Source organism: Hymenobacter psychrotolerans DSM 18569, assembly GCF_900142395.1.
GTDB classification, from domain to species: domain Bacteria; phylum Bacteroidota; class Bacteroidia; order Cytophagales; family Hymenobacteraceae; genus Hymenobacter; species Hymenobacter psychrotolerans.
Window position 1 is genome coordinate 18,646 of record NZ_FRAS01000008.1, and the last position, 26,647, is coordinate 45,292.

At 60.6% G+C, this 26,647-nt stretch carries 25 protein-coding genes; 9 read left to right on the forward strand and 16 right to left on the reverse strand.

The window, feature by feature from the left end; all coding sequences use genetic code 11:
* Positions 1–16 precede the first annotated feature (16 nt).
* The 4 genes from BUE15_RS09025 to BUE15_RS09040 form a co-directional block, all read right to left on the reverse strand.
* Positions 17–736: an SDR family oxidoreductase gene (locus BUE15_RS09025; protein ID WP_073283783.1), complete on the reverse strand. Its 720-nt coding sequence runs from the start codon at positions 734–736 to the stop codon at positions 17–19.
* A gap of 191 nt (positions 737–927) precedes the next feature.
* Positions 928–1,395, reverse strand: coding sequence for an RDD family protein (locus BUE15_RS09030; protein WP_073283486.1), 468 nt, complete (start codon positions 1,393–1,395; stop codon positions 928–930).
* A gap of 40 nt (positions 1,396–1,435) precedes the next feature.
* Positions 1,436–2,977: a carbon-nitrogen hydrolase family protein gene (locus tag BUE15_RS09035; RefSeq protein ID WP_396276116.1), complete on the reverse strand. Its 1,542-nt coding sequence runs from the start codon at positions 2,975–2,977 to the stop codon at positions 1,436–1,438.
* 339 nt (positions 2,978–3,316) lie between these two features.
* Complete coding sequence (locus BUE15_RS09040; RefSeq protein WP_073283492.1) at positions 3,317–4,441, reverse strand: T9SS type A sorting domain-containing protein; 1,125 nt, start codon at positions 4,439–4,441, stop codon at positions 3,317–3,319.
* A 95-nt stretch (positions 4,442–4,536) separates the two neighbouring features.
* Here BUE15_RS09040 and BUE15_RS09045 point away from each other — a divergent pair, with 95 nt between their 5' ends.
* Positions 4,537–5,013, forward strand: coding sequence for a hypothetical protein (locus BUE15_RS09045; protein WP_073283495.1), 477 nt, complete (start codon positions 4,537–4,539; stop codon positions 5,011–5,013).
* A 124-nt stretch (positions 5,014–5,137) separates the two neighbouring features.
* Here BUE15_RS09045 and BUE15_RS09050 read toward each other — a convergent pair whose 3' ends face one another.
* The 10 genes from BUE15_RS09050 to BUE15_RS09095 form a co-directional block, all read right to left on the reverse strand.
* Entirely contained in the window at positions 5,138–5,794 is a 657-nt protein-coding gene (locus tag BUE15_RS09050; protein ID WP_073283497.1) for a CoA transferase subunit B, read from the reverse strand.
* A 3-nt stretch (positions 5,795–5,797) separates the two neighbouring features.
* Positions 5,798–6,040 carry a hypothetical protein gene (locus BUE15_RS09055; protein WP_073283500.1) on the reverse strand — a complete coding sequence of 81 codons (243 nt, stop codon included), beginning with the start codon at positions 6,038–6,040 and terminating at the stop codon, positions 5,798–5,800.
* A complete protein-coding gene (locus tag BUE15_RS09060; protein ID WP_073283503.1) occupies positions 6,033–6,413 on the reverse strand; it encodes a hypothetical protein in 381 nt (126 codons plus the stop codon). The genes BUE15_RS09055 and BUE15_RS09060 overlap by 8 nt, the downstream gene beginning before the upstream one ends.
* Positions 6,414–6,443: 30 nt before the next feature.
* Positions 6,444–7,145 (reverse strand): CoA transferase subunit A, encoded by a 702-nt coding sequence (locus tag BUE15_RS09065; protein WP_073283506.1) that lies wholly within the window; start codon positions 7,143–7,145, stop codon positions 6,444–6,446.
* Positions 7,146–7,283: 138 nt separating this feature from the next.
* Positions 7,284–8,237: a bifunctional riboflavin kinase/FAD synthetase gene (locus tag BUE15_RS09070; protein ID WP_073283509.1), complete on the reverse strand. Its 954-nt coding sequence runs from the start codon at positions 8,235–8,237 to the stop codon at positions 7,284–7,286.
* Between the two features lie 51 nt (positions 8,238–8,288).
* A complete protein-coding gene (gene truB / locus BUE15_RS09075; RefSeq protein ID WP_073283512.1) occupies positions 8,289–9,095 on the reverse strand; it encodes a tRNA pseudouridine(55) synthase TruB in 807 nt (268 codons plus the stop codon).
* Positions 9,096–9,100: 5 nt separating this feature from the next.
* Positions 9,101–9,889 carry an undecaprenyl-diphosphate phosphatase gene (locus BUE15_RS09080; protein WP_073283515.1) on the reverse strand — a complete coding sequence of 263 codons (789 nt, stop codon included), beginning with the start codon at positions 9,887–9,889 and terminating at the stop codon, positions 9,101–9,103.
* Between the two features lie 107 nt (positions 9,890–9,996).
* Complete coding sequence (locus tag BUE15_RS09085; protein WP_073283517.1) at positions 9,997–10,320, reverse strand: DUF3098 domain-containing protein; 324 nt, start codon at positions 10,318–10,320, stop codon at positions 9,997–9,999.
* 70 nt (positions 10,321–10,390) lie between these two features.
* Positions 10,391–11,284, reverse strand: coding sequence for a cell division protein FtsX (locus BUE15_RS09090; protein ID WP_073283520.1), 894 nt, complete (start codon positions 11,282–11,284; stop codon positions 10,391–10,393).
* Between the two features lie 90 nt (positions 11,285–11,374).
* Positions 11,375–15,949 carry a translocation/assembly module TamB domain-containing protein gene (locus BUE15_RS09095; RefSeq protein WP_073283523.1) on the reverse strand — a complete coding sequence of 1,525 codons (4,575 nt, stop codon included), beginning with the start codon at positions 15,947–15,949 and terminating at the stop codon, positions 11,375–11,377.
* Positions 15,950–16,159: 210 nt separating this feature from the next.
* On the opposite strand from BUE15_RS09095, the gene tsaD reads away from it, so the two are divergent.
* The 5 genes from tsaD to BUE15_RS09120 all read left to right on the forward strand — a co-directional run bounded on the left by tsaD (position 16,160) and on the right by BUE15_RS09120 (position 19,964).
* Complete coding sequence (gene tsaD, locus BUE15_RS09100; RefSeq protein WP_073283526.1) at positions 16,160–17,170, forward strand: tRNA (adenosine(37)-N6)-threonylcarbamoyltransferase complex transferase subunit TsaD; 1,011 nt, start codon at positions 16,160–16,162, stop codon at positions 17,168–17,170.
* 89 nt (positions 17,171–17,259) lie between these two features.
* Positions 17,260–17,874: a hypothetical protein gene (locus BUE15_RS09105; RefSeq protein ID WP_139252192.1), complete on the forward strand. Its 615-nt coding sequence runs from the start codon at positions 17,260–17,262 to the stop codon at positions 17,872–17,874.
* Between the two features lie 51 nt (positions 17,875–17,925).
* Positions 17,926–18,399 carry an SsrA-binding protein SmpB gene (gene smpB / locus BUE15_RS09110; RefSeq protein WP_073283532.1) on the forward strand — a complete coding sequence of 158 codons (474 nt, stop codon included), beginning with the start codon at positions 17,926–17,928 and terminating at the stop codon, positions 18,397–18,399.
* A 140-nt stretch (positions 18,400–18,539) separates the two neighbouring features.
* On the forward strand, positions 18,540–19,346 hold the full coding sequence (locus BUE15_RS09115) for a C40 family peptidase (RefSeq protein WP_073283535.1): 807 nt from the start codon (positions 18,540–18,542) through the stop codon (positions 19,344–19,346).
* A 120-nt stretch (positions 19,347–19,466) separates the two neighbouring features.
* Entirely contained in the window at positions 19,467–19,964 is a 498-nt protein-coding gene (locus BUE15_RS09120) for an HNH endonuclease (protein ID WP_073283537.1), read from the forward strand.
* A 129-nt stretch (positions 19,965–20,093) separates the two neighbouring features.
* On the opposite strand, the gene BUE15_RS09125 is transcribed toward BUE15_RS09120, so the two are convergent.
* On the reverse strand, positions 20,094–20,957 hold the full coding sequence (locus BUE15_RS09125) for an alpha/beta fold hydrolase (RefSeq protein ID WP_073283540.1): 864 nt from the start codon (positions 20,955–20,957) through the stop codon (positions 20,094–20,096).
* Between the two features lie 117 nt (positions 20,958–21,074).
* On the opposite strand from BUE15_RS09125, the gene BUE15_RS09130 reads away from it, so the two are divergent.
* Positions 21,075–22,340, forward strand: coding sequence for a DUF3298 and DUF4163 domain-containing protein (locus BUE15_RS09130; protein WP_073283543.1), 1,266 nt, complete (start codon positions 21,075–21,077; stop codon positions 22,338–22,340).
* Positions 22,341–22,519: 179 nt separating this feature from the next.
* On the forward strand, positions 22,520–23,584 hold the full coding sequence (locus BUE15_RS09135) for a fatty acid desaturase family protein (RefSeq protein WP_073283546.1): 1,065 nt from the start codon (positions 22,520–22,522) through the stop codon (positions 23,582–23,584).
* Between the two features lie 113 nt (positions 23,585–23,697).
* Here the strand turns inward: BUE15_RS09135 and BUE15_RS21515 are convergent, their stop codons facing one another.
* On the reverse strand, positions 23,698–24,285 hold the full coding sequence (locus tag BUE15_RS21515) for a hypothetical protein (RefSeq protein ID WP_139252193.1): 588 nt from the start codon (positions 24,283–24,285) through the stop codon (positions 23,698–23,700).
* A gap of 193 nt (positions 24,286–24,478) precedes the next feature.
* On the opposite strand from BUE15_RS21515, the gene rpsA reads away from it, so the two are divergent.
* A complete protein-coding gene (gene rpsA / locus BUE15_RS09145) occupies positions 24,479–26,494 on the forward strand; it encodes a 30S ribosomal protein S1 (protein WP_244535924.1) in 2,016 nt (671 codons plus the stop codon).
* Positions 26,495–26,647 lie beyond the last annotated feature (153 nt).

The window sequence follows — 26,647 nt, forward strand, 5'->3', positions numbered from 1 at the left end:
TTTTTATGGCGCCAGCCTACCACGGCACGTGCTGGTTCTGCCAGGTCACGAAGCTGCCGTTTTCCTCGGCGTGCAGCTGGTCGGCGAGGCGCAGGATGCCTTTGGCTGCCACGGCGGGGTCCTGTGCGGCCTGGTTGCCGCCCATGCCCGTGCGTACCCAGCCCGGATCTACCAGCACCGACAGCACGCCATACTGCCCGATTTCGGCGGCCAGGGCGCGCATATACATGTTCAGGGTGGCTTTGCTGGCGCTATAATGGTACGGGTCGCCGGAGGCTTTCCAGGCCAAAGAGCCCTGGCCGGAGGATAAGCTCAGGATGCGGGCCTTGGTGCCGGCGCGCAGCAAATCGAGGAAAGCCTGCGCTACCAGCAGCGGGCCTACGGCATTCACGCGCAGCACCTGCAGCGCGCCTTCCGCCGTGAACTGGCCCAGCCGCTGGTTTTCGGGGTCTTCGGGCCCCATGCCAGGATACGTGCCGGCGTTGTTGATGAGCAGGTCGAGGCTGCCGGTGGCGGCTTGTACGGTGTCGTGAGCGGCCCGGATGCTGGCCTCATCGGTCACGTCGAGCTGCACGAGGGTGAGGTGGCCAGGGTACTGGCCGGCCAGCTGTTGCAGCTCGGTGGCGGCTTCGGGGCGGCGGCTGGTAGCAAACACGGTGTCGCCGCGCTCCAGCGACTGGCGGGTGAGTTCGAGGCCCAGGCCGCGGTTGGCACCGGTGATGAGGACGCGTTTCATAGGGAAAAGGCTTACGGTAAAAGCGGCGCCAGCCGGCAAAAAGCTGGTGGGCGGCTGGAAGTTTACCCAAATAAAAGTGGCTTTCCCGAGGCTTTCCGCATCCACTATGCAAAGAGCCGTTCGGGAACGTTCCCGAACGGCTCTTTCACAAAATTTTATTTTTCCGGCGGGTTTACCCAGCCCGGCACGCATTAATCCATCTTCACGACTCTGGTTTTGGAAATCGAGTCGTGCAGGCCGCTGGCGGCATCGTTGAAGAAAGAAAAAGCCTCAAACGGAATGATGCGGCAGAGTGTGCGCTTCAGCACGGCGCTGGTGGTTAGCTTGGAGCCATCGGCCATGACCACGCGGGTGCGGGTAACCAGTTTGCCCATAGTACGCCCCGTCGTGGATTCCAGGATGAAGTAGTAGCAAAGCATGATGAAGATGGCTACCAGACTGCCCATCGGGCCATCGAATACCTGCAGGATGGCTTGATTGTCGATGGCAACGGCCACAATGCCCAGGCCAATGCCTATGGCAAACATGCCCGCGTAAAACGTGGCCAAATCAACCAGGTAGTTGATAAAGCGCTGGCCTCTGCTTGCAGAAACCAGCGCTAAAGGAGAATGGAGAAGTTCGGTGAAAACAGACGAGGGTTGTGGGTAGTCTTGTTCCATATGTTGGCGGTAGAATTAGCCAACAATATAAGCACGAAACTTACCCCGCCGATACGGCTTTGCGGCGGCTGGCAGTTTTAGGGGCGCGTTCTTCGCCCTGCGCCAGCAGCTCATCGTCGCGCTCGGTCTTTTTGGCCCAGCTCAGCGAGTACAGGTCTTTGCGCCGGTCGCGGAGGTTACGCACCGCGCCACTGGTGTTCAGGTCCTTGAGCAGGTCCAGGTCGAGGTCGGCGATGAGCGTCATTTCCGTGTTGGGCGTAGCCTCGGCCACAATGGCATCGTGCGGGAAGGCAAAGTCGCTGGGGCTGAACACGGCGCTCTGCGAGTACTGAATGTCCATGTTCTCGACGCGCGGCAGGTTGCCCACCGAGCCGGTAATGGCCACGTAGCACTCGTTTTCGATGGCCCGGGCCTGGGCACAGAGCCGCACCCGCTGGTAGGCGTTCTTGGTGTCGGTCCAGAACGGCACAAACAGAATCTTCATGCCTTCGTCGGAGAGCATGCGCGAGAGTTCCGGGAATTCCACGTCGTAGCAGATCAGGATGCCGATTTTGCCGAAGTCCGTGTCGAAGCAGCGCAGCTTGTCGCCGCCGCGCATACCCCAGTAGCTGGCCTCGTCGGGCGTGACGTGCAGCTTATACTGCTCGTCCACGGTGCCGTCGCGGCGGCAGAGGTAGCTTACGTTGTAGAGCTTGCCGTCGTCGTAGAGCGGCATCGAGCCCGCAATAACGTTGATGTTGTAGCTCACAGCCAGCTCCATCATCTTGTTTTTGATGGGCTCGGTGAAGGCCGACATCGAGCGGATAGCCACCGACGGCGACTCCTCGTTGGTGAGGGCCATCATGGGCGCGTTGAAAAACTCCGGGAACAGCACGCAGTCGGCCTTGTAGCCGCTCACCGTATCCACGAAGAACTCCATCTGCTGGAAGAAGTCGTCCAGGTCTTTGGTGGCGCGCATCTGCCACTGCACAATGCCAATACGGGCATTCGACTTCTGGTTGCCAATGAGCTTGTCGGTTTCCTCGTCGTAATACACGTTAATCCACTCCAGCAGCGTGGCGTAGGCCTTCGACTCGGAGTCGTAGGGCAGGTAGCCCCGGATGAGCTTGCGGACGTAGAAGTCGTTGGAAAGCTGGAAGGTGAGGATGGGGTCGGTCAGCTCCTTGTTGCGCACCATCTCCACGTACTTGGCCGGCGTCATTTCGCTGGCGTAGGCGGCGTAGCCCGGAATGCGGCCCCCGGCCACCATGGCGCGCAGGTTCAGGTTTTCGCAGAGCTCCTTGCGGGCATCGTAGAGGCGGCGGCCCAGGCGCAGGCTGCGGTACTCGGGGTCCACGAACACATCTACGCCATAGAGCGTGTCGCCGTCGGGGTTATGGGTGTTGAACTTGCCGTTGCCCGTGATTTTGGCGTAGGTGTGCCGGTCGCCGAAGTCGGAATACTGCACGATGATGGCCAGCGCCGCCGCTACCACCTGCCCGTTGTCCTCGATGCAGATCTGGCCTTCCGGGAATTTCTTGAGCAACGCGTTGTACTCATCCTGCGCCCAGGCGCCTTCCATGTTGGAATACACCTTGTCCATGATTTCCTGCACCACCTTAAAATCGGAGCGGGTCAGGGCGCGCAGCACCAGTTTGTGGGCCGGCACGGCCGTGGGCGTGAGTCGCTCGGTAGCGGTAGGAGTCTGCTTTTTGGCGTGGCTGCCGCCTGCTTTACCGTTAGAACTAGTTGCCATATAAATCGGAAAGAAAGGTTGAGAGAAGAGAAGGCAAAGATACCGCGCCCGGTGGGCTGGCGGCTTTCTTTACGGCTGCACAACAACTTCGGCGGAAAAAAGGCTCACCACCGCCGTCCCAACGCCGCCACCAACTTACCGGGCTGTGTACGGCCAGCGGCCAGAATACTCCTGAAAGGAAGACGGTTAGTCGCGCACGATGCGCCGCACGGCCACGCCGGTTTCCGTCTGCACGCGCAGCAGCAGCACGCCCCGGAACGCGCCGAACAGGCTGGCGGGTAGCTCGGTTTCGCGGGAGGTGGCGGCCAGCGTGTGGCGGAACAGCAGGCGCCCGGCCAGATCGGTGGCGCTGATGGCAACCGGGCCGGCTGCGGGCAGCGTCAGGTGTAGTGGCGCAGAGCTGCCGGACGGGTTGGGAAAGAGGCGTAGAGCCGCCTCCGGCAGCAGGCCACCGGTGCCAAGCGTACCCAGGCGGCGGTATACGTCGCGGTACTCCACACCTGACACAACTTCCTGCGTCCCGGCCTGAGTGGTGGTGATGGTGAGCAGCGGCACATGCTGCCCTACTGCCAGCCACTTATACTCGCGCACAATGGGCAAGTCGAAACCCTGGCTGATGCCGCCGGCCGAAAGACTGTCGTGGTCTTCGATGCGGCTCACGACGCGCACGGTCTGGTAGGTGCCGAACGGCGTAGTGAGGCTACCCCAGGCATCTACTTTATTTACCCGCTTGCGCTCCTGGCTCAGGAAACCCGTGCCCGGCACGTTAATGCTGAAAAACGAGGTGCTGGAATCGGGGGCACTGGCAAAGCTGAGCGGAAACCGGTAGATAACGTCTTGCCGCGCCGCGCTGGCATACGTCACGGGCACGGCCGTACCGGCCAGCTTGCCGCCGTAGCCCACCGACCGGAAGTCGGCGGCCGAGGCGTTGAAAAACTGGTACGGCTCGGTGATGGGCAGCGTGAAGCCTGGCGGCAGCGGCACGCTCTGCGGCGAAGCTACCGTAGCCCGGTTGCTGCCGCTCAGCACCGAGTTGAACGTGAATGTATACAGCGGCTCGTTGGGCACTGTGCCGAAGCGGGCCACCTGTTGGGCCGTGGGCACCAGCGCACTGTAGTTCCAGGTTTGGTTGGCGCCGCGCTGGGTGAGGGGCGGGGCAGTGGCCGGCAGCAGCACCGAGGCCGTGCTCCGGCGCAACGTGTCGTTGGGCACGGGCATGGCCGCCGCCGTAATAACGGGCGACTGAGCCCGCGCTGCCAGACAGGTGCCGGCCAGCAGCAGGGAGAAAAAAAGCGGGTAGCGGTGTTGCATAAAGACGAGGCTGGGGAAGAGAGAAATTAGGAACCCGAATATAGCAGCTTCGTTGCCGCACGGCCGCATCCGGCCCCACCGTTGTACCTTGCCGTATGCTTCCTCCCGAAGAACGCCGCCTTCAGACCCTGGGTCGGCTGCTCACTCAGCCCGCCGGCTTCCCGCCCACGGCTTGGCTCTGCGCCCCGCCCGACGTCAGCCGCTGGCAGCCCGATATGCCGGCGGCCGTGCTGCTGGTGGCCGCCGCGGGCCAGCCTGTACCTACGCCGCCCGGCCTGGTGCGCACCCTGTTCATGGATGAGGTGCAGCTGGTAATGGAACGCCTCGTGGCGCAGGTGCCGGGTGCACCGGCTGCGTTGCGCGTCAGCATCCTGGCCCGCTACAAAACGCACTACGAGTTTCCGGCTCTTACCAGTCACCCCGATACCCTCGCCGACCACCTTGCCGAAGCCGTGCGGGCCGGGGGGCTCACGCCCGCTGCCGCCCTGGCCCAGCTCCAGCGCTACTTCGCTCACTTCACTCCCGATGCCGCCGAGCGGATTCTGGCCCAGGCATTCCTGCGGCTGAAGTGAGGTTCAAAGAATTGTCTGTCATCCTGAGCACAGCGAAGGACCTTGTCACGCCAGAACGATTCTGTTCAACGTGATAAGGTCCTTCGCTGTGCTCAGGATGACAGGTGAATCACCATCCAATGATCTACACCCCCGTCATTTCCGGGATTTCGCCGCGCACGACCAGCTTGCCGGCGGTGGCCGCCTGAATCTGCTCCACCGTGACGCCGGGCGCCCGCTCGCGCAGCACAAAGCCGTCGGGCGTTACATCAATAACGGCCAGCTCTGTCACGATTTTCTTCACGCAGCGCAGGCCGGTGATGGGCAGCGTGCAGGCGGGCAGCAGCTTGCTGCTGCCGTCGCGGGCCACGTGCTGCATGGCCACAATGATGTTCTTAGCCGAGGCCACCAGGTCCATGGCGCCGCCCATGCCTTTCACCATCTTGCCCGGAATCTTCCAGTTGGCAATGTCGCCGTTTTCGGATACCTCCATGGCGCCCAGAATGGTCAGGTCCACATGCTCGCCCCGAATCATGCCGAACGAGTCGGCGGAGGAGAAGATGCTGGAGCCGGGCAGCGTGGTTACGGTCTGCTTGCCGGCGTTGATGAGGTCGGGGTCTACCTCGGCGTCGGTGGGGAAAGGTCCCATGCCCAGCAGTCCGTTTTCGCTCTGCAGCTCCACGTTGATGCCTTCGGGAATGTAGTTGGCCACCAGCGTCGGAATACCGATGCCCAGGTTGACGTAAGAGTTGTTTTGTACTTCCTGCGCGATGCGCCGGGCAATGCCGTGTTTATCTAACATGGGTTAGGAGTTGAAAGGGGTGGGACGAAAAGCGGCGGCGCGGCGCAGCTTCCGGAGCTGAAACCACTGGGCCACCCGCACGCCAATGAGCAGCGTGAGCAGACCCGGAATCAGCAGCAGTAAAATCCAGGTATTGGCTTCATCATAAGAGGAGTGCGTGCGGTTGGCCAGGTTCACCATGAAGTCGGTGCAGTACCAGAACGCCTGATTGATGAGGCGGTCAGCCCAGGGCAGCAGACTATGCATGCGCAGAAGACTTGAGGCGGCGAATCAGGACCATGTTCCGCAGGGCGCCGTAGGTGAGCCACATCAGCAGCAGCGGAATCAGGACAAGGTACAGCGCAATGTTGGCGGCTGCGTACAAGCTGCTGCCACCCACCGACAGCGCCTTGATGGTGCCCACGTACAGCGGGCGCAGCCGGAAAAAAGCCGGGCTGTTGGCTTCCGTAGCGTGCGGGCACCCGTGCTGCTCGCAGTAGCGGGTGCATCGGTCGGGGAGAAACGTGGCGGTAGGCGGCGGGCTGGTGGCATTAACGTAGAAGCCAACAGCCAGCGGCAGCGCCGAAAGCAAAGCCACCAGGCAGAGCAGAACAAGACGAGTGGAAATGCTGAGCCGCATACGTGCTGACGGACTGTGAAATGCCTGGCCTTATACCGTAGCGCGTACCGTACGCTGCTCGATGCGCTTCTCGTAGTTCTGGCCCTGGTAGATGCGCTGCACAAAAATGCCGGGCGTATGAATCTGGTTGGGGTCCAGCTCGCCGGCGGGCACCAGCTCTTCCACTTCGGCCACCGTGATTTTGCCGGCCGTGGCCATCATGGGGTTGAAGTTGCGGGCCGTGCCTTTGAACACCAGGTTGCCGGCCGTGTCGCCTTTCCAGGCTTTCACGAAGGCAAAATCGGCGTGCAGGGCGGTTTCCAGCAGGTACATCTTGCCGTTGAACTCGCGGCTTTCCTTGCCTTCGCCTACTTCTGTGCCGTAGCCGGCCGGCGTGTAGAAGGCCGGAATACCCGCGCCCCCGGCCCGGCACCGCTCGGCCAGCGTGCCCTGCGGAATCAATTCCACTTCCAGCTCGCCGGAAAGCAGCTGCCGCTCAAACTCGGCATTCTCGCCCACATAGCTCGAAATCATCTTTTTTACCTGCCGGGTCTGCAGCATCAGCCCGATGCCGAAATCATCGACGCCGGCGTTGTTGCTGATGCAGGTCAGATCTTTCACGCCGAGGCGCAGAATTTCCCGGATGCTGTTTTCCGGAATGCCGCACAGGCCGAAGCCACCGAGCATCAGCGTCATGCCGTCGGTGAGGCCGCGCAGGGCTTCTTCCGGGCCGGCTACTACTTTGTTGATCATAGGAATAGAAAGGGTGGGATGTTTGGAACAGCAAGGTAGGATTTCTCGCAGAGGTCCGCGGAGGCCTGCGCAGAGGGAAAAGGAGGTCGTTCCTCTGCCAGCCTCTGCGCATGCCTCCGCGGACCTCTGAAAGAAACGCTAGCCGCCTATCAGGTGGCGGCGGGCATCGGCGGCATCCAGCGCCAGCTGGGCTTTCAACTCATCGAGGCCACTGAATTTCTGCTCGTCGCGGAGGCGGGCCACAAACTCCACAGTCAGCGGCTGGTCGTACAGGTCGCCGTCGAAGTCGAGCAGGTGTGCCTCTACGGTCTGGGCCAGGTCGCCGCCGATGGTAGGGCGCACCCCAATGTTGAGCATTGCCGGGTGATGCGTGCCGGCGGCGGTGGTGGCCATTACGGCATACACGCCGCGGGCCGGCGTGAGTTTCAGCGGCTCCTCACACACGATGTTGGCCGTGGGCCAGCCGATAGTGCGGCCCAGCTGCCGACCCTTTACTACTGTGCCCGTGAGCGGGTAGGAATAGCCCAGGTAGCGGTTGGCGGTGAGAATGTCGCCGCTTTCGATGGCGCGCCGGATGCGGGTGCTGCTCACGCCTACGGCGTCCACGTCTTCGCGCGGAATTTCCTCCACGCTCATGCCGTAGCGGTCCGCGTTCTGGCGCAGATAGTCGAAGCCGCCTTCCCGGTTTTTGCCGAAACGGTGGTCGTAGCCAATCACCAGCTTGCTGGTGCCCACCGTGCGCAGCAGAATGTTCTGGATGTATTCTTCCGAGGTCCAGGCCGCAAATTCGGGGGTGAAGGGCACCACCAACAAGTAATCCACGCCGAACTCTGCCAGCTTGGCGGCACGCTCCTCCAGAGTGCTGAGCAGGCGCAGGGCCAGCATTTCGGGGTGGGAGGGCGGCGGCCCCAGCACCAGCCGCGGGTGGGGCCAGTAGGTAATCACCACGGCCGGGCCACCGCTGTGCTCGGCCACTTCGCGCAGCCGCCGCAGAATCTGCTGGTGGCCTATGTGCACGCCATCAAACGTGCCGCTGGTCACCACGGCATTGCCAAGGTGCGGAAACTGGGCCGGGGCGTGGATGATGTGCATGGGTGAGAAAGGACTGGCGGGTAGTAAAGGAGTGGGAGAGAAGCCTGCGTGCTACGCCTCGCTCTTGTCTTGGGACTGGTCGGAATCCGCCTGGTTGGTATTGAAATACTCCAGGCCGGCCCGACGCTCGGGGCGGAGTTGCCGCTGCCGGCGGGGCCGTTCGGTTTCGCCTTCCGGGCGGGGCGGGCGCATAGCCTCCACAGCTTCCATGGTCAGGGCATCTTCTACGCGGTACTCCCCAATGCGGGTGCGGACGAGCTTGGTGAGGTGGGCCCCGCAGCCCAGCGCGGCGCCAAAGTCGCGGGCGAGGCTGCGGATGTAGGTGCCTTTGGAGCAGGTTACGCGGAAGTCCACGTCGGGCAGGGCAATGCGCGTGATTTCAAAATCCCGAATCGTCACCTGCTTGCTCTTGATTTCGGCTTCGTCGCCGCGGCGGGCTACTTCGTAGGCACGCTCCCCGTTCACTTTCACGGCCGAAAACAGCGGCGGTGTCTGCGCAATCTGGCCTACAAACTGTGCGGTAGCCGCCCGGATTTCCTCTTCGGTGAGGTGGGCGTAGGGTAGTTCGGCATCGACGGGCGTTTCCAGGTCGAAGCTGGGCGTGGTCTGGCCGAGGCGGAACGTGCCGGTATATTCCTTTTCCTGGGCCTGAATCTGGTCGATTTCCTTGGTTTTCTTGCCGGTGCACAAAATCAGCAGGCCGGTAGCCAAGGGGTCGAGGGTGCCGGCATGGCCGATTTTCTTGATGCGCAGCGTGTTTTTTACCTTGCGTACCACGTCGAACGACGTCCAGGTAAGCGGCTTGTCGAGCAGCAGCACTTCGCCAGCTTCGAAATCAAATGAGCGGGGAATATCCATGAGGATTAAATAAGCTGCATGGGAATGCCCAGCGCAATCATCGCCAGAATGACCCCGCCCACAATGATGCGGTAGAAACCAAAGGCACGAAAACCGTAGCGCGACACGAAATTGACGAACGACTTGACGGCCAGCAGCCCCACGATGAAGGCCACCACGTTGCCGAAGAGCAGCAGCTTGAGGTCTTCGGCACCGGGCGCGTCTATCTTGTAGGTTTTGTAGAGCTGGTACGCCGTGATGACCACCATGGTAGGTACGGCCAGCAGGAACGAGAAGTCGGCGGCGGAGCGACGGTCGAAGCCCTGGGCCAGCCCGCCCACAATGGTGGCGGCCGAGCGGCTCACGCCGGGCACCAGCGCCAGGCACTGAAACAGCCCGATACGCAGCGCCTGCGCCAGGCTGGGCGTGGTGACTTCCTTGCGCGGGCCCGAAAACCACCGGTCTACGAACAGCAGCACCACGCCGCCCACCACCAGCGACACGGCCACCACCGTCACGCTTTTCAGTAGCTCTTCGATAACGTCTTTCAGCAGAAAGCCCAGCACGCCGAACGGCAGAAAAGCCACCGCCAGCTTCACGTAGAAGTCAAAGCTCTGCAGGAACCGGCGCCAGTACAGCGCCACCACCGACAGAATGGCACCCAGCTGAATGGAGGTGATGTAGGTTTCGGTGAAAGGCAACTGGCCGATGCCGAGCAGGTTGGCCACGATAATCATGTGGCCGGTGCTGCTCACGGGCAGAAATTCCGTCAGGCCTTCGACAATGGCCAGAATCAGCGCATACCAGTAGTTCATAGGAGGGGAGTAGCGCCCGCACAGGCTGCGGGCGGCATGGCAAAATGGGCGAAATAGACCGCAAGACCGGTGAGGCGGCAACGGCCGCTACCGGCTGCCGGGCCTGCTTACGGGCGCTTGTAGCTGGGCGCGGCCGGGGCCACTGGGGCTGCCGGAGCCGGCTGCTGGGCCAGCGTGTCGCGGGTGGTGGCGTCCTGCGCTACCGGGGCGCCGCCCTGCGGCTTGGCCATAATGGCCCAGAACTCAATCAGGAAGCCCACTACCAGCAGAATCGGCCCGAGCGTAATACCCAGAAATCCTTCGCCGTAGTCTGCGGAGTCCAGCGTCATCGTGATGAAACCAGCGGCCAGCACGGCCAGGCCCAGGAACATCAGGCGGTAGTTGCGCGGCCCGAAGGCGAAGCGCGGCGTTTGGGAGGAAGTAGGTTCCATAAGAGGCAAAGCAAGAAGCATCAGCTAGCGCAAGTGCGGCCCGATGCGTGAGAGTTTTAAGTAAAATCAGTTAATACAAATCGTCGAGCGACATGCCCAGGTATTTGCGCACGGCGCGGTAAGAACTCAGAAAGCCAATACCGCAGCCCAGCACCACCAGCAGCAGCAGCAGCGCGCCCAGCAGCCGGTCGTCGCGGAGCACCCGCAGGTCGGCCACCTGCAGATACGCGTATTGGAGCAGCGCCAGCAGCAGCAGGCCCGCCAGAATGCCGCTCACCAAACCCTGCCAGGTGGCCCGGTTCAGGAACGGCCGCTGAATGAAAAACGACGTGGCGCCCACCAGCTGCATGCTCCGGATAAGGAAGCGTTGCGAGAACAGCGCCAGCTTGATGGTATTGTTGATGAGCACCGTCACGACGAACGTGAGCACCACCGCAAAGCCCAGCAGCACCAGGCTCAGCTTGCGCACATTCTGGTTGATGGAGCTGATCAGGCTCTGCACGTACTGCACCTCATGCACGCCCGGCTCGGCCTTCAGCTCCCGCTCAATGCGGCCCATCTGCAGCGAGTCGGAGTATTCGGCGTTGATTTTCAGGATGTAGGCGTCGCGCAAAGGGTTGTCGCCGAGAAACTGCTGAAAATCCTCGCCGGTCTGCTCGATGAACTGCCGGGCGCCTTCCTCCTTCGAGAGAAACCGCACCTGCGCCTTGCCGTCGCGCTGGGCAATGTAGGGCTTGCGCGAGAAGTCCTGCTGCAGGCGCAGCAGCTCGGTGGCCGGCAGGTTGCGCTCCAGATACACCTGCATTTCAATGTTCTCCTTCACCAGGTTGGAGAGCTTGTGCGCATGAATCAGGAGCAGCCCGAACAGCCCGATAACCAGCAACGCCAGCGTAATGCTGAACACCACCATCAGGTGGGGGTAGCTGCCTAGCTTCTTCTTGCGGGTCGGGCGGGGTTGGGCCATAGAGGGCAAAGGTAATTTGATTATTGATTGTCGGGTGCTGATTGTTGGTCGTTTTACGCGGCGCCATCAGCCAGGTCCGGCAGGCAATGCTCACATATTCGTGCGCGGGTCGTCGTCCACGTTGAGCACTTCGCGGGCTTTGCGCGCATTCACTTCGCGGCGGCGCAGGTGCTTGCGCGCAAACAGCTCACTCAGCGAGTCGAACTGCTCGGTGTGCACCAGCGAAATGCCGGCCCGGGCCTGGTTCTGGCCGTTGCTCAGGGCTACTACGTCGCGCGGCGTGGTTTCGTAGCGCAGCTTTGCCCGGAATTTGCCGTCGGCGCGCAGGTAGTATTCCAGGCTCAGGTCGCCGATCAGGGACGTATTGTTGACGGAAGTCGTGACACCCGTGTTGGCATCCGTCACGACGCCGTTGTTGAAGCCGCCGTCCCGCGTCACGCGCAGCCGGCCGTTCATAAACGAGTAGCTGAGCCGCACCTGCAGGGCCTGCAGCTGCTCGGCCGAAATGCCGTTGAAGTTGAAGCTGATTTCCAGATTCGGGTCGAGCTGCGAGGTGAGGGCTCCGAGCTGCGTGCTGATAATCTGGCCCAGGCTGTTGCCCAAGGCATTGTTCTGGCCCTGAAACGAGGTAATCGACGACAGCGAAGCCGCCGGGGCCAGCTGCTTGAACACCACCAGGCTGAACACCTGCCGGCTCAGCTCCTGCTCATCATTGCGCAACGACGACAGGAACGGCACCAGGTCACCTTCCAGCGACGAGGGAATGTCGTTGAATTCCAGATTGAGCTTGATAACCGGCAGCAGCAGCGGCCCGGTCAGGTTCATCACGGCCGTAACGGGCACCACGGCGCTGTTGCTGGCCAGAATAGGGGAGAGAGACGTGCGCTGGGTGTAGGCGGCCGTTACGTTCATTTCGCCGGCCAGCGGGTCGCCGTTCCAGGAAATGCTGCCGCCGGGCCGCACCACAAATTCCTTGTTCACCAGGCCCTGCAGTGTGAAGTTGTAGGCGCCGCGCACAATCTCAATCTGCCCGAACATGTTGAAGTCGCCGCGCGTGTCGATGTTGAGGCGCAGGCGCCCCGAGGCCGAGCCCCGGATAACGTCGCCGGTGCTTTCGTCCAGCAGAATTTCCACGTAGGCGTCGGGCGTCACCTCCAGGTTCATGTTCAGCCGGATGCCCGAGAGGTCTACTTTTTCCTGTACCCCCACCGGAATAGGCGTGGTCGTGGTGTCGGTGAGGTTGCGGTTTACGAAGCGGATGTAGCTGGCCTTTTCGGCGCGGGCGGCATTATCAAGCGGCAGCGAGAGGCGCGTGCCCGGCTCCGATTTGGCCAGCACGTTCACCACCAGGTTGTCGGAAGGGCCGTTTACGCGGGCCGTGCCGGTAGCGTAAGCCGTGCCGAAGTACAGCTCGTTGTCTTTGCGGGTGGTGTTGAGCACCAGTAGCTTGCGGAACGAGGCTTCCAGGGCCAGCCGCATGTTCTGGAACCCGTCGTGGAAAATGTCGCCGTTCACGGTGCCCGTGTTGCCCAGCGGGTCTTTCACCTTGATGTCGCGCAGCGCAATCCGGTCATCGGCAAACCGCACCCGGTCGGCGAAGGTGTAGGTGGTGCCCAGGTAGATGAAGGTGAGCTGTCCGTCGCTCACGTCGATGGCGCCCGTGAGGTGGGGCTGGCTGAAGCGGCCGGCCAGCCGCAGCGTGCCCACGGCCGTGCCGCCCAGGTCGCGGAACAGGGTTTTCAGAAAGGGCTCGGCCAGCTTTACGGGGGCATTGTCGAGTACGGCCGTCAGGTTGAGCTGCTCTTCTTCGCGGCCCGGGGCCAGCGTGCCCGCTACCCGCACCACGCGGCTGCCGCCCCGCAGCACATCCAGGTCTACCAGCGCCTGCTTGGCGCGGTTGTCCCAGCTGCTTTCACCCTTCACATTGCCAATCAGTACGTTGTCGAAGTGCAGCGAGTCAACGGCCAGCGTGGAGTTGATGGCCAGCGGCCCGTAGATGCCGCTCACGGTGCCTTCGGCATTCACGCGGCCCGTCATGTTCTGGCTGGTCAGGGAGGTAAGCGTGGCCAGCTCCAGGTCTTTCACGGTCAGCTTCAGCTCCTTGTCCGCGTTCTGCGAGATAAAGCCCTGCGCACTCACGCTCTGGGCGCCGTTGCTCAAACTCAGGTTCTGAATATCAAACTCCTTGCCCTGGCCCGAGATAATCACGGAGTTGTCCTGCGCAATGGTCCAGTCCTTACCCAGCAAGTTCACGCCCGACCGCCGGAACACCACCTGCACGGCATCGGGCAGGAAGGAAAGCGCGCCGTTGATCTGGGCTTTGTTGGTGGTGTTGGTCTGGGCCAGCGCCGTCGAGAAATTGATGCGCTCCTGGTCCCACACGCCTTCCACGTAGAAGCCTTCGGTGCGGCCCAAGCCCGGCAGCATCTGCCTTTCCGACGTAATGTTGGCCTGGGCCAGCACCTCGGGCCGATAAGGCAGCTTGGAGGTGTTGAATTCGAAAGCCGTGCGGTAGGTGCGCACGCTGTCCACGGTCAGCGTGTCGAAGCTGCCGCCGAGCTGCAGAATCGAGGTTTGGCCGTTGCGGAACGAGCCGTCGATGCGCGAATAGTTGGCCACCCGCAGCCCCGGCATAAACAGCTGGAGCATGGGGTTAGGCTTCTTTAGATACAGGTCCAGGTCGATGGCGTACTCCGGGATGGCGCGCTGGCGCTTGCGGCGGTAGTAGTCGGCAATGGCCGCATCGTTGCTTTCGAAGTTGAGCTGGTACTCCGTCAGCAGCACCTGCGTGTTCCGCAGCACTTCGCTGAAGTCGAAGTTGCCGGTGGCCGTCAGGTTGAGCACTTCCGAGCGCACAGCCAGCCGGCGCTGGGCCGCCGTCCGCTCGCTCACCACGTCCAGCGTATCTACCAGCACGGTGCGGCCGGCGTAGCCCACGCGCGAGTTGCGCAGCTTGATGCGGCCAATCAGGGCATCCAGCGTCAGGCCCTGAAATTTGACGTCGGCGGTGGTGGCTACCACCACGCTTTGCTTGGTGAGGCCCAGGGCCCGCAGGTCGGCGCGGCGGATGCGGGCCCGCACGTCAAACGCCTGCCGCTTCTTGTTCATGTCGATGGTCCCGTCGGCGTCGAACTGCAGGCTGGGGTCGTTGGCGGCAATCTTGCCCGTAAACGATTCCCGGCTGAAGCGGCCGTTGGTCGTGATGTTACGGTAGCGGTAGCCGTTCAGCCAGATGCTTTGCACGGTGGCGTTGGCCGTGAGGCGGGCCCCTTCCGGCGTGAAGCCCACGCCCTGCACCCGGCCGCTGAACGTCACGTCGCGCACCACGTTTTCCTGGCCCAGCAGCTTGCCCAGCTGGAAGTTGGTGGTGCGTACGTCGCCTTCGTAGGAGGAAAACCGCGGGTCGTCTTTGAACTTCAGGTTGACGTCGGACACCACCGAGCCCAGCGCGGTCTGGAACGAGCCGTTGGCCACAAAGTCGTTGTAGAAGCCCAGAAACTGCCCTTTTAGCTTCACAATGCCCAGGCGCTGCACGTAAGGCCAGCCCGAGGCCGGAATGTACTTGCGAATGTCGCGCCCATCAATGACGGACGGCTGCAGGCGCATTTCCACAAAGCTTTCCTTCAGGTTGGGCAGCCCTTCCACGTTGATGTTGCCCACGACCCGCGTGTTTTTGCCGTAGGTGATGTCGAGGTTTTTGGTTGTGAAGTTCTTCACGTAGCCTTTGGCCTCGCCCGAAAGCAGTACCGTTTCCTTCAGCTCCCGCATAAACGGCTGCGGCGCAAACTGGGCAATATCGTCGGAGTACACCCGCGACGGGTCCAGCCGGGCCACCACCCGCACCGAGTCGTTGAAGTCGGCGAAGTTGAGGAAGTGCTGGTACTCGAACCGCAGGTAGTTGCGCAGCTGGCTGTTGCCGACGCGCAGGTTCAGGCCCGCGAATTCCCAGAACTTACTTGCGTAGGTCATGTTGGCCGTCAGCTCGCGCAGGCGCGTGTTCGAGGGCCTATCTACGGCGCGCAGGCCGTCAATCTGGGAGTGAATGGTGTCGCCGCGCAGCCAGATCTGCGAGAAATCCGCGTAGATGCTGTCAATCTGCATGTGGGCGTAGTCCATCGAGCGGCCGTAGTACGGCTCCCGCGGCTTGTGCCGGTCGTCCAGAATAAAGCGCCCATTGCGCAGGCCGATAGCCTCAATTTTGAAGTCGAACGGCTTGCTGACTTTCGTGGTATCCGAAGGCCCCACCAGCCGGCGAATAGCGGCCAGAAACTCCGACAGGTTGGTGGAGTCGGGCTGGTCTTTATACGTGACCAACGCAAACCGGGGCTCTTCCAGCGTGAGCTTGCCCACGTGCAGGTGGCTGGGGTCGAAGATGCTGAACAGGCTGATGTCGGCGTCGGCGCGGCCCACGTTGAACAGCTCTTCGCCGCGCCGGTCGAGCACCCGCACGCCTTCCAGCAGCACCCGCGAGAAAGGCCGGATATCCACGCGCCCCACCAGCACCTTCTGGCCCAGCTTGTCGGTCAGGATTTCGGCGGCTTCCTGGGCCAGCTTGGTTTGCACGCTGGGCACGCGCAGGGCCACCAGCGCGGCCACCACCGCCAACGCCACCACCAGCAGCAGGGCTAGCAGCACTTTCAGCAGGATGGAAACGAAACGGGGCACAGCAGCAGAAAAAGAAGATACGGGAGCGAAGATACGGGTTGGCAGTTGCCGGCCCAGATGCAACTAGCCGGGCTGCGGTTGCCGCAAGAACGAAGCCGGGTGCCGGCGGGTTGGCTACGGCACAACGTCTTTTGCAAACCAACTGGCCCGGGTTGCTGGTTTTAAACGAACTTTGCAGCTGTTTCTGCTGCCGCTTTCCAACTAAGTACTATGCATCACCCCACCATCCTCGCCATCGAATCTTCCTGCGACGACACGTCAGCCGCCGTACTCGTGAACGGCGAAATCCGGGCCAACGTGGTGGCCACGCAGCAAGTGCACGAACAATATGGCGGTGTGGTGCCCGAACTGGCCTCGCGCGCGCACCAGCAGCACCTGATTCCGGTAGTAGAAGCGGCCCTGCAGAAAGCCGGCGTTTCCCGCCAGGACCTCGACGCGGTGGCCTTCACCCAAGGGCCCGGCCTGCTGGGCTCGTTGCTGGTGGGCGGCATGTTCGCCAAAACCCTGGCCCTGGCCCTGGGCAAACCGCTGATTGCCGTCAACCACATGCGGGCCCACATTCTGGCGCACTTTATTGAAGAGCCCCGGCCCGCCTTTCCGTTTTTGTGCCTCACCGTTAGCGGCGGGCACACGCAGCTGGTGGTGGTGAAGTCGGCGCTGGAAATGGAGATTATCGGCCAGACCATTGATGACGCCGCCGGCGAGGCCTTCGACAAAACGGCCAAGCTGCTCGGCCTGCCGTATCCCGGTGGCCCGCACCTCGACAAGCTGGCCCGCACCGGCAACCCCACCCGTTTCCCGTTCCCGGTAGGCGCCATGCCCGGCTACGATTTCAGCTTCAGCGGCCTGAAAACCGCCGTGCTTTACTTCCTGAAAAAGGAAACGGCCCAGAATCCCGACTTCGTGCCGCAGAACCTCGCCGACCTCTGCGCCAGCATCCAGCACACCATCATCCAGACGCTGCTGCGCCAGTTGCGCCGCGCCGCCGCCGACAACGGCCTGACCCAGATTGCGCTGGCGGGCGGCGTAGCGGCCAACTCCGGTTTGCGCCAGGCCCTGCAGGATGAGGCCGCCGCGCAGGGCTGGCAGGTATTCATCCCGGCGTTTCAATACTGCACCGACAATGCCGGCATGGTGGCTAAAACCGCCGAGTTCCAGTACCAGGCTGGGGACTTTGCCACTCAGCTCATCAGCTCCGACCCGCGCCTCAAGCTGGTCTGAAGCTGCTTATAGCGGAACAAGGACTGATTTTGCGTTATTTCGGGATGTAAACAGGCTGTACCCAACAGTTGCTTCCCTTTCACATACGCATGCGCCACTTCTATTTACTCCTATTGCTGACGGGCCTGCTCGGTGGGTGCCGGGCGTTTGATCCAAAGCTGCTGGAGCCTACGGCCGGAACCTTGGCGCCGAAGTTGCCCACGGCCACACAAGCCGCCCAAACTGACTGGATAGTGCTGATAGGAGCGCCAGGGTTGGGCAGTGCCGGGCCGCGGGGCGGCTCCCGCGACGTAAATACCTTGTTTGAGCGGGAAGTGCGCGAAACGCTAACCGACCCCTACGGCACGCCCAACTGCTACCTGCTGCTCACGACCACCATCGTCAGCAACCGGGCGGGCCTGGGTTGGGCCGTGGCCTCAGGGGCTACTTTGGGTGGGCTGAATTTGCTGGGAATGCCGTTTTCTCGCTCTCGGATGGTGGTAGACACCAAGCTGGATGTACTGGACCGGCAGCGCCGGCTGGTGGGCTCTTACCGTGCCACTGCCGAAGCCAAGGCGCTGGGCAGCATTTTCAGTAGCACCAACTACGGCACGCCGGGGCGCGTAGTCTATCTGCAGGCCGTACGGGCAGGGCTACTGCAGATCAAGCCGCAGCTACAGGCCGATATAACCCGGGTTCAGGCAGCATTGCTGGCGGCTCGGTAGTTTTCTTTCTCAGTCGGCTTCCCATGAAGCAGACTTTCTCTTACCTATTCCATGGCTAAAGCCAAAGACGACGCGCCCAAGCGCATCAATATCCAAAACCGCCGCGCCAGCCACGAATACGTGTTTCTGGCCAAATACGACGCGGGCATCATGCTGCAGGGCACCGAAATCAAGAGCATCCGCGAGGGCAGTGTGCAGCTGCAGGACGGCTTCTGCACCTTCCACTCCGACGGCAGCCTGTGGCTCAACCAGGTAACTATTGCCAAGTACACCGAAGGCACCTACAACAACCACGAGCCTATGCGGGCCCGCAAGCTGCTGCTCAACAAGCGCGAGTTGAAGCAGCTAGCCAACAAAAACCAGGAGCAAGGCCTCACCATCATTCCGATTCGCATGTACGTGAGCGACCGGGGCTTTGCTAAGGTGGAAATTGCGCTGGGTAAAGGCAAAAAGCTTTTCGACAAGCGCGACGACCTGAAAGCCAAAGACCAGAAGCGCGAAATGGACCGTGCCCGGGATTATTAGAGTGAACGAGTGAATGAGTGGTTTTTTGCCGGATATTTGGCGGCTTGCGTATTAAGCAGGAGCTTCGCATTAGTGGAGAAGCACCAGTTTCAGCAGAAACCGCGCCTTCACTCATTCACTCATCTTCTCATTCACTCCCCGTGGAACACGGAATCTGCGCCCTGAGTGTCGTGCCGGTGCGCGCCGAGCCTACCGACAAGGCTGAAATTGTCACGCAGCTTATTTTCGGCGAGTGCTATTCCATTCAGCTCACCCAGGGCCAGTGGATACAGGTAAAAACGGCCGCCGACCAGTACGTGGGCTGGATGGATGTGAAGCAGCACACGCCCGTGAGCAGCGAGTACCTGGCGGCCTGGCAGGCGCAGGACCACCCGCGCACCCTCGATGTGGTGCAGATGGTGAGCTGCCCCAACACCCGGATTGCGGTGCAGATAGGCTCGCGGCTGCCGTTTTTTGATGGCATGAACCTGCGGGTAGGGGAGCGGCAGTTTTTCTACAACGGCGCTGCCACCAACCCGCAGAACGGCCACGGCCCGCACGGCCCCGTAGACCAGCGGCTGCGGCTGCTCCAGAAAATGGCCCTCACCTACCTGAAAGCGCCCTACCTGTGGGGCGGCAAAAGCCTGTTCGGCATCGACTGCTCAGGCCTGATGCAGCAGCTCTACGGCCTGATTGGGGTGCAGCTCCCGCGCGACGCCCGCCAGCAGATCAACCTGGGCCAGACCGTGCATTTCGTGGCCCAGACCTTGCCCGGCGACCTGGCCTTCTTCGATAACGCCGACGGCAACATTGTGCACGTGGGCCTGCTGCTCGAAGACCAGCAGATTCTGCACGCCAGTGGCGAAGTCCGTATCGATCCGCTCGACCATAACGGCATCTTCAACCGCGAGCGGCAGAAATACACCCACAAGCTGCGCCTCATCAAGCGGATTCTGACCGAAGACTAAGCCGGCCGGCTGCTATCGGTTAGCAACCCGCTACGGTCGGAAACTAAACTCCTGAGCTGTTGTTAATGCGCTTAGAATCATCTAGCTTTCGCTCAACCCGATGATTCTCTCCAAGCGCGTATGGATCAAAAAGTCTTAGTCCTCAACGGCGATTATACCGCCATAACGCTGTGCAGTGTGCAGAAGGCCTTCGTGCTGCTGTTTCTCGATAAGGCCGAGATGATAGCCCGCTCGGAAAACGGGGTTCTGCGCACGGTAAGCACCACGTATCCCAAGCCCAGCATCATTCGGTTGCAGCGCTACGTGCGCGTGCCCTACAAAGGCATTGCCCTGAGCCGCCACAACATCATGAAGCGGGACCATTTCGAGTGCCAGTATTGCGGCTCCACCAAAAACCTGACCCTGGACCACGTGCTGCCCCGCTCCCGTGGCGGCGACAGCAGCTGGGGCAACCTGCTCACGGCCTGCGCCCGCTGCAACCACGCCAAAGGGCACCGCACCCCCCAGGAAGCCGGCCTCACGATAAGACAACACCCCAAAAAGCCCACCTTATCGGGTTTCCTGAAGCTGAGTGCCGGTACTATAGATCAGAACTGGCACGCCTATCTTAACCACTAACGCCGGGAGCTACTGCTTACCGGCTTTTTTACGGCCTGTCTGCAGGGTAGTACCACCCATCTGACGCACCAAAAAGCCTCCTCTGCCAGCAGAGGAGGCTTTTTGGTGCGCTAAAAGAACAGAATCAGGCTAGCTGTTCTCGCCGCTGCGTACGGTGCCGCCAGTGGCAAACTCAATCAGGTCACGGTTGAGTTTGTCCTTTTCGGTGATGAAGAGGCCGTGCGGGGCGCCGTCGTAGGTGATGTAGGTGGCGTGCTGCAGGTGCTGGCTCATCCGGTCGCCGCTGTTCTTGATGGGCACCGTCTTATCGTCTTCTCCATGAATCACGAGGGCCGGCACCTGAATGCCTTCCAGGTCGCGGCGGAAGTCGGTTTCGGCAAAAGCGTGGCCGCACGCTACCGTAGCCTGGTGCGAGCCCAGCGACGCCATACCGAACGACCAGTCGAGCACTCCCTTGCTGACGGGGTTGCTGAGCGGGCCTTCGCCGTAGAATTGCTTGCCGAAAGTCTGCAGGAAATCGAACCGGTCTTTGGCAATGTTTTTCTGGATGTCGTCGAACGTCGACTTGTCCACGCCGTCAGGGTTGTCGTCGGTTTTGAGTAGATAGGGCGTTACGGCCGACACGAACACTACCTTGGCCACGCGGGCTCCGCCGTGGCGGCTCATGTAGCGGGCCACTTCGCCGCCGCCCATCGAGAAGCCTACCAGCGTCACGTTTTGCAGATCCAGCGTGTCGAGCACCGCTTTCAGGTCGTCGGCCAGTGTGTCGTAGTCGTAGCCTTCAAACGGTTTCGACGAATTGCCGAATCCGCGCCGGGTGTAGGCCACCACGCGCAGGCCGTGCTTCGGCAACTCGCCCAACTGGTAGGTCCAAGCCTCGTGGCTCTGGGGCCAGCCATGAATGAGCACGACCGGCGCGCCCTGGCCCTGGTCGGTATAGTGCAGTTTGATGTCTTGGCCGTTGGCGTCCTGGCCGGCTTTGATGTAGCTCATCTGGGAAAAATTAGTAGAAGTATGGAATCGAACAGCTGAGCTTTACGTCGGCTGGCTGGTGATGGCACAGGAAGCACAATATCCTGTACGACGCAGCAAATTCCCTTTCTTTGGGGCATGAGCTTCTTACCTTTTCTGCGGCTGGGGCCCGTCGGTGCCGCCGCTCTGCTGTGCAGCGGCCTGCTGACTGCCTGCCAGTCCAACTCTGATTCCGGCACCGCGGCCCAGACCACCGGCCAGCAGCCGGCCACTACCCAGTCCGCCGCCCACCTCACCGACTCGCCGGGCACGTGGTACCGCCAGTACCGGGGTGTGCTGCCCGGCACCTCCGACAGCATCACGCTGCAGCTGCAGGCCTGGCCCAGCAACGCCTCCGACAGCGAATCGACGGGGCTGGTGGCCTCCTACGCCGGTTCTGATGGCCATACCTTTGAGCTGTACAGCGAAGTCAGCTCCTCGCCCGACAGCATCAACCTGGTTGACAGCACGCCCGAGCACGCCGGCCCCGATTATGCCAACAGCATCAAGTGGCAGCTGAAGCTGCACGGCAATGAGCTGCTGGGAACTGTGGGCGGCCGGCCTGTGCGGCTGCGCATGGTGCAGCCGGCCGGCAGTCTCCGGCTGGCTTCTCGCTACTTCATCGATTCGGTGGCGGCTTTCCCCGACGTGGCCCGCACGCCCTATGCCCACCGGCGCCTGCTGGCTGTGCTGCCCACGGGCGGCGCATCGGCCACGGCGCAGGCCACCTTGCGCGACAATCTGCTGCGCGGCCTCAACGACGATACCCTCGGCACGAAGCCCGTGCTGCCGCTGGAGGAAATGTGGCGCCAGCAGCAGCAGCGCTACCTTACCGACTACCGGCAGGACGCCGCCGCCAGCAAGCCCGCGCCCGGCGACACAACCTCGCCGGAGTTTGGCATCGGGCTGCGCTACGATGAGCAGCAGCTCATGCACGTGCTCTGGAACCAGGCGCCGCTGCTCAGCATCGGGTACTACAACTACAGCTACACCGGCGGGGCCCACGGCAACTACGGCACCATCGTCGCCACTTTCGATACCCGCACCGGCCGCCGCCTCCGCTACGACGACATATTCCGGGCCGGCACCAAAACGCAGCTCGTTGCCCTGCTTGATCAGGCGGCCCGCCGCACCTTCCGGCTGGCACCCAGCACCCCACTCGACCAAGTGCTGTTTGTGAAGCAGTTGCCGGCCACCCGCAACGTGTTCCTGACCACCGGCGGCGCCACCTTCGTGTATACTCCCTACGAAATAGCCTCCTATGCGCAGGGCGAAATCCGCTTGTTTGTGCCGCTGTCGGAGCTGCGGCCGTTGCTGAAGCCTGGCCTGCCAATACCGGGCGGGGGAGAAGTGACGCGGCCCTGAGCTGACGTACAATGGGCGCCCCATCCCGCAGCAGGTGCCGGGAGCGGCGTTTATTCGTCTCGTTTGGCTGCATGTCTGTGGCGGCGCCTCTTGTACATAATCAAGGCGTATGGCACTAATTGCCATTGGGCTGCCTTTAGAAGCAGTATATTTACTCGAATTTCCCTTAACCGTTTTTCATGCACGCACCCAAATTCGCGGCCTCGCGCTCTTTTCACCAGGAGCTGAAGCGCCGCACCAACGCTTACTTTCAGGAAGCCGGCAAGGCTACCACCGGCGACACCAGCCTGTTCGTGAAGGCCATCATCCTGACGGTTGCCTTCGTGGCCGTGTACGTGCACCTCGTGTTCCTGACGCCGCCTACCTGGCTGGCCCTGGCCGAATGCGCCCTGCTGGGCTTCGTCGGCTCGGCCATCGGCTTCAACGTGATGCACGACGGTGCCCACGGCTCGTTCAGCAAAAAGCGTTGGGTCAATCAGTTTGCGTCGTTCACGCTGAACGTGCTGGGCGGCAGCAGCTTTATGTGGAACGTGAAGCACAACCTGATCCATCACATGTACACCAACGTAGATGGTATCGACGACGACTTGGACGCGCAGCCTTGGCTTCGCCTGAGCTCCACGCAGCCGCGCCACCGTTTTCATCGGTTTCAGCACCTGTATTTTTGGTTCTTCTACGCGCTGCTGTTCATTGCCTGGGTGTTCTTCATGGACTACCAGAAGTATTTCAAAGGCAAGGTAGGGGAGATGCCCATCAAGAAAATGACGGCCACCGACCAGGGCGTATTCTGGGGCTTCAAGGCACTGCACCTGTTCCTGTTCGTGGGCCTGCCTATCTACACTACCGGCTTCGTGGCCTGGCTGGTTGGCTTCATGGTGTTCACGACAGTGGTAGGCCTCACGATGAGCATCGTGTTCCAGCTGGCGCATACCGTAGAGCACACGGCCTTCCCGATGCCCGATGAAATCACCAACAAGCTGGAAGACGAGTGGGCCATCCACCAGATCAAAACCACCGCCAACTTCGCCACCGACAGCAAAGTCATTAGCTGGCTGGTAGGCGGCCTCAACTTCCAGGTGGAGCACCACTTGTTCCCCACCATCTCGCACGTGCACTATCCGGCCCTGAACAAAATCATCCGGCAGGCCTGCCAGGAGTTCGGCGTCGAGTACAACGAGTACCCCAAGATGCGCTATGCCGTAGCCTCCCACGTAGCCCACCTGCGCGAATTGGGGCGGGCGTAGAAAACCATCCTTATGTTGAAAAGGCCTCACGTTGCAGTGAGGCCTTTTTTATTGTCGATTATTATTGTATTTCAAGGTACACTTAATAATATCTATTGTATTTTGAAAATGCGCTAAATGTAAATTCTTGGGAGTTCTGGTTCATATAAGTTATTATTTGTATATGCAATTGTGTCTACTAAGTCATTCTTGTCGAATCCAGTAAAGCATAGTATTTCAATTCTATGTAATACAAAATCATTATCAGTTTTTTTGAAAGAAACTACCAGTTCCGCGTCGCCACCAAACTCTAATTCATTACTTCCAAATCTGTTTTCATCAATCCTGCTTACAAACTGATAAAGTTTATTCAACGCATTGTGACGTGCATTACTGTGTAGATCTTTACTATATTCTTCCTCGAAAGAAATATCTTCATTCTCATCTTTATCAATATTAACTCTGTAATAAAATAAGTCATCTGCGTAGCGCATAACAGGAACGTCATTGATTTTAATTGAATATACATCCCATAAAGCAATATGACACCAATCACATGTTATGTCTGATTCTAATAAAGAAGAAGCCAGATCTTCAGCCTGACTAAACTCACTCATGTTACTCGTTATTGAGTCTAACGTATCGTAGTAGTACGAAACTTGAGGAAATTGCTTTCCTTCACCGCAGTTGCGGCATCTCATTTTATATTCGATAGAATACATATAGTTATTTGCCTTGCAAAAAGTGGAATTTAGAGTGAGTCAGTTCAAAGCTAATAAATCTCCCCAAACTCCGTATCTTTGCGGCCCCGCCAGGGTGGCGAGGCCGGCGCTTCGGGGCTGTGTATCAAACAAAAACGCGTTCCGGAGGCGGGCCCTGCGCCGGACGTGTATACGAGGGCCACTGCAATACAACATGGCAGAAGTAGTAGACAACTTCGACTGGGACAATGTCGGAGCCAACAGCTTCGGTGGTAACTATACCGCTGAGCAGCGCGCCGAAATGGAGCAGATGTACAGCGAAACGCTGACCACTGTCCAGGAGGAAGAAGTAATCAAAGGCACCGTGGTTGGTATCACCGACCGTGATGTAATCCTGAACATCGGCTTCAAATCCGATGGTCTGGTGCCCCTCTCCGAATTCCGCGACCTGACCGACCTCAAAGTTGGTGACGAGGTAGAGGTGTTCATCGAGGACCAGGAAGATGCTAACGGCCAGCTCATCCTGAGCCGTAAGAAGGCCAAGATTAAGCAGGCCTGGAAAGCTATTTACGACGCTCTGGAGAACGATACCGTTCTGGAAGGTGTAGTAAAGCGCCGCACCAAAGGCGGCCTGATCATGGACCTGGACGGCGTAGAAGCCTTCCTGCCCGGCTCGCAGATCGACGTGAAGCCTATCCGTGACTTCGACATCTATGTGGGTCGTCGCATGGAAGTGAAAGTGGTGAAAATCAACGCCGCTTTCGACAACGTGGTAGTTTCACACAAAGTTCTGATCGAGAAAGACCTCGAGAAGCAGCGCGAAGCCATCCTCAACAACCTGGAGAAAGGCCAGATCCTGGAGGGCGTTATCAAGAACATGACCAACTTCGGTGTGTTCATCGACCTTGGCGGTGTAGACGGTCTGCTGCACATCACGGACATTTCGTGGGGCCGCATCGCTCACCCGAGCGAAGTACTCCAGCTCGACCAGAAGCTGAACATCGTGGTTCTGGACTTCGACGAAGCCAAGAAGCGTATCAGCCTCGGCCTGAAGCAGCTGACTCCCCACCCATGGGATTCGCTGGGCGCCGACATGGGCGTAGGCTCGAAAGTGAAAGGCCGGATCGTGAATGTTGCCGACTACGGCGCGTTCATGGAAATCATCCCCGGCGTAGAAGGCCTGATCCACGTTTCAGAAATGAGCTGGAGCCAGCACCTGCGTAACCCGCAGGACTTCATCAAGCAGGGCGACGTAGTAGAGGCTCAGATCCTGACCCTCGACCGCGAAGACCGCAAGATGAGCCTCGGCATCAAGCAACTGAGCGAAGACCCATGGACCCGCGGCGACTTCGGTACGAAGTACGCAGTAGGTACCAACCACAACGGTCTGGTGCGCAACCTGACCAACTTCGGCCTGTTCGTAGAGCTGGAAGAAGGTGTGGACGGCCTCGTACACGTTTCGGACCTGTCGTGGACCAAGAAGATCAAGCATCCTTCGGAAGTGGTGAAGGTGGGCGACCGTTTGGACGTGGTAGTTCTCGAACTCGACGTTGCCAACCGTCGTCTGGCCCTGGGCCACAAGCAGCTGGAAGAAAACCCCTGGGATACGTTCCAGACGGTATTCACCCCCGGCTCGGTGCACAAGGCTACCATCACGGAGAAAACCGACCGTGGTGCGGTGCTCGAGCTGCCATACGGCATCGAAGGCTTCGCTTACCCCAAGTCGCTGGCCAAAGAAGATGGCTCGCAGGCTGAAAACGGTGAAGCGCTGGACTTCCGCGTAGTTGAATTCTCGAAGGAAGACCGTCGCATCGTGCTGTCGCACAGCGCCGTGTACAACCAGCAGGCTGAAGAAGACAGCCGCGCTTCGAAGTTCACGAAGAAGAAGCCGGCCGGTGGCGCTGCTTCCACGCAGGGCGAAGGCAAGCTGAGCGACCTGAAGAAGCCCGCAACGGCTGAGAAGTCGACCCTCGGTGACCTAGACGCTCTGTCGGCTCTGCGCGACAAGATGATGGGCAACGAGCGTCAGGCTGGCGAGCAGAAGCTGGCTGGCAAAGCCGCTCCGGCCGCTGAAGAAGCTCCTGCCGAAGGTGGTATCGTAGCTGCTGTAACCAGCGCTGCTTCGGCCGCTATCGACAAAGTGTCGGAAGTAGCTGGCGACGTGGTTGACACGGTGAAAAACGCCCTGTCGAGCGACGACACCGACAAGAAAGACGAAGAAAAAGCCTAAGCTTTAGCACTCGTTGCAGTAAAGAGAGGCCCCGGCGTAAGTCGGGGCCTTTTTTGTGCCCATTGGGCAGCAAGCGCCAGTGAGCAGGGACTGCGCGTGCAAAATTTTCCGCACGCTGCCAGCCACTTACCCGCCGGGACGCGAAAACCTCGC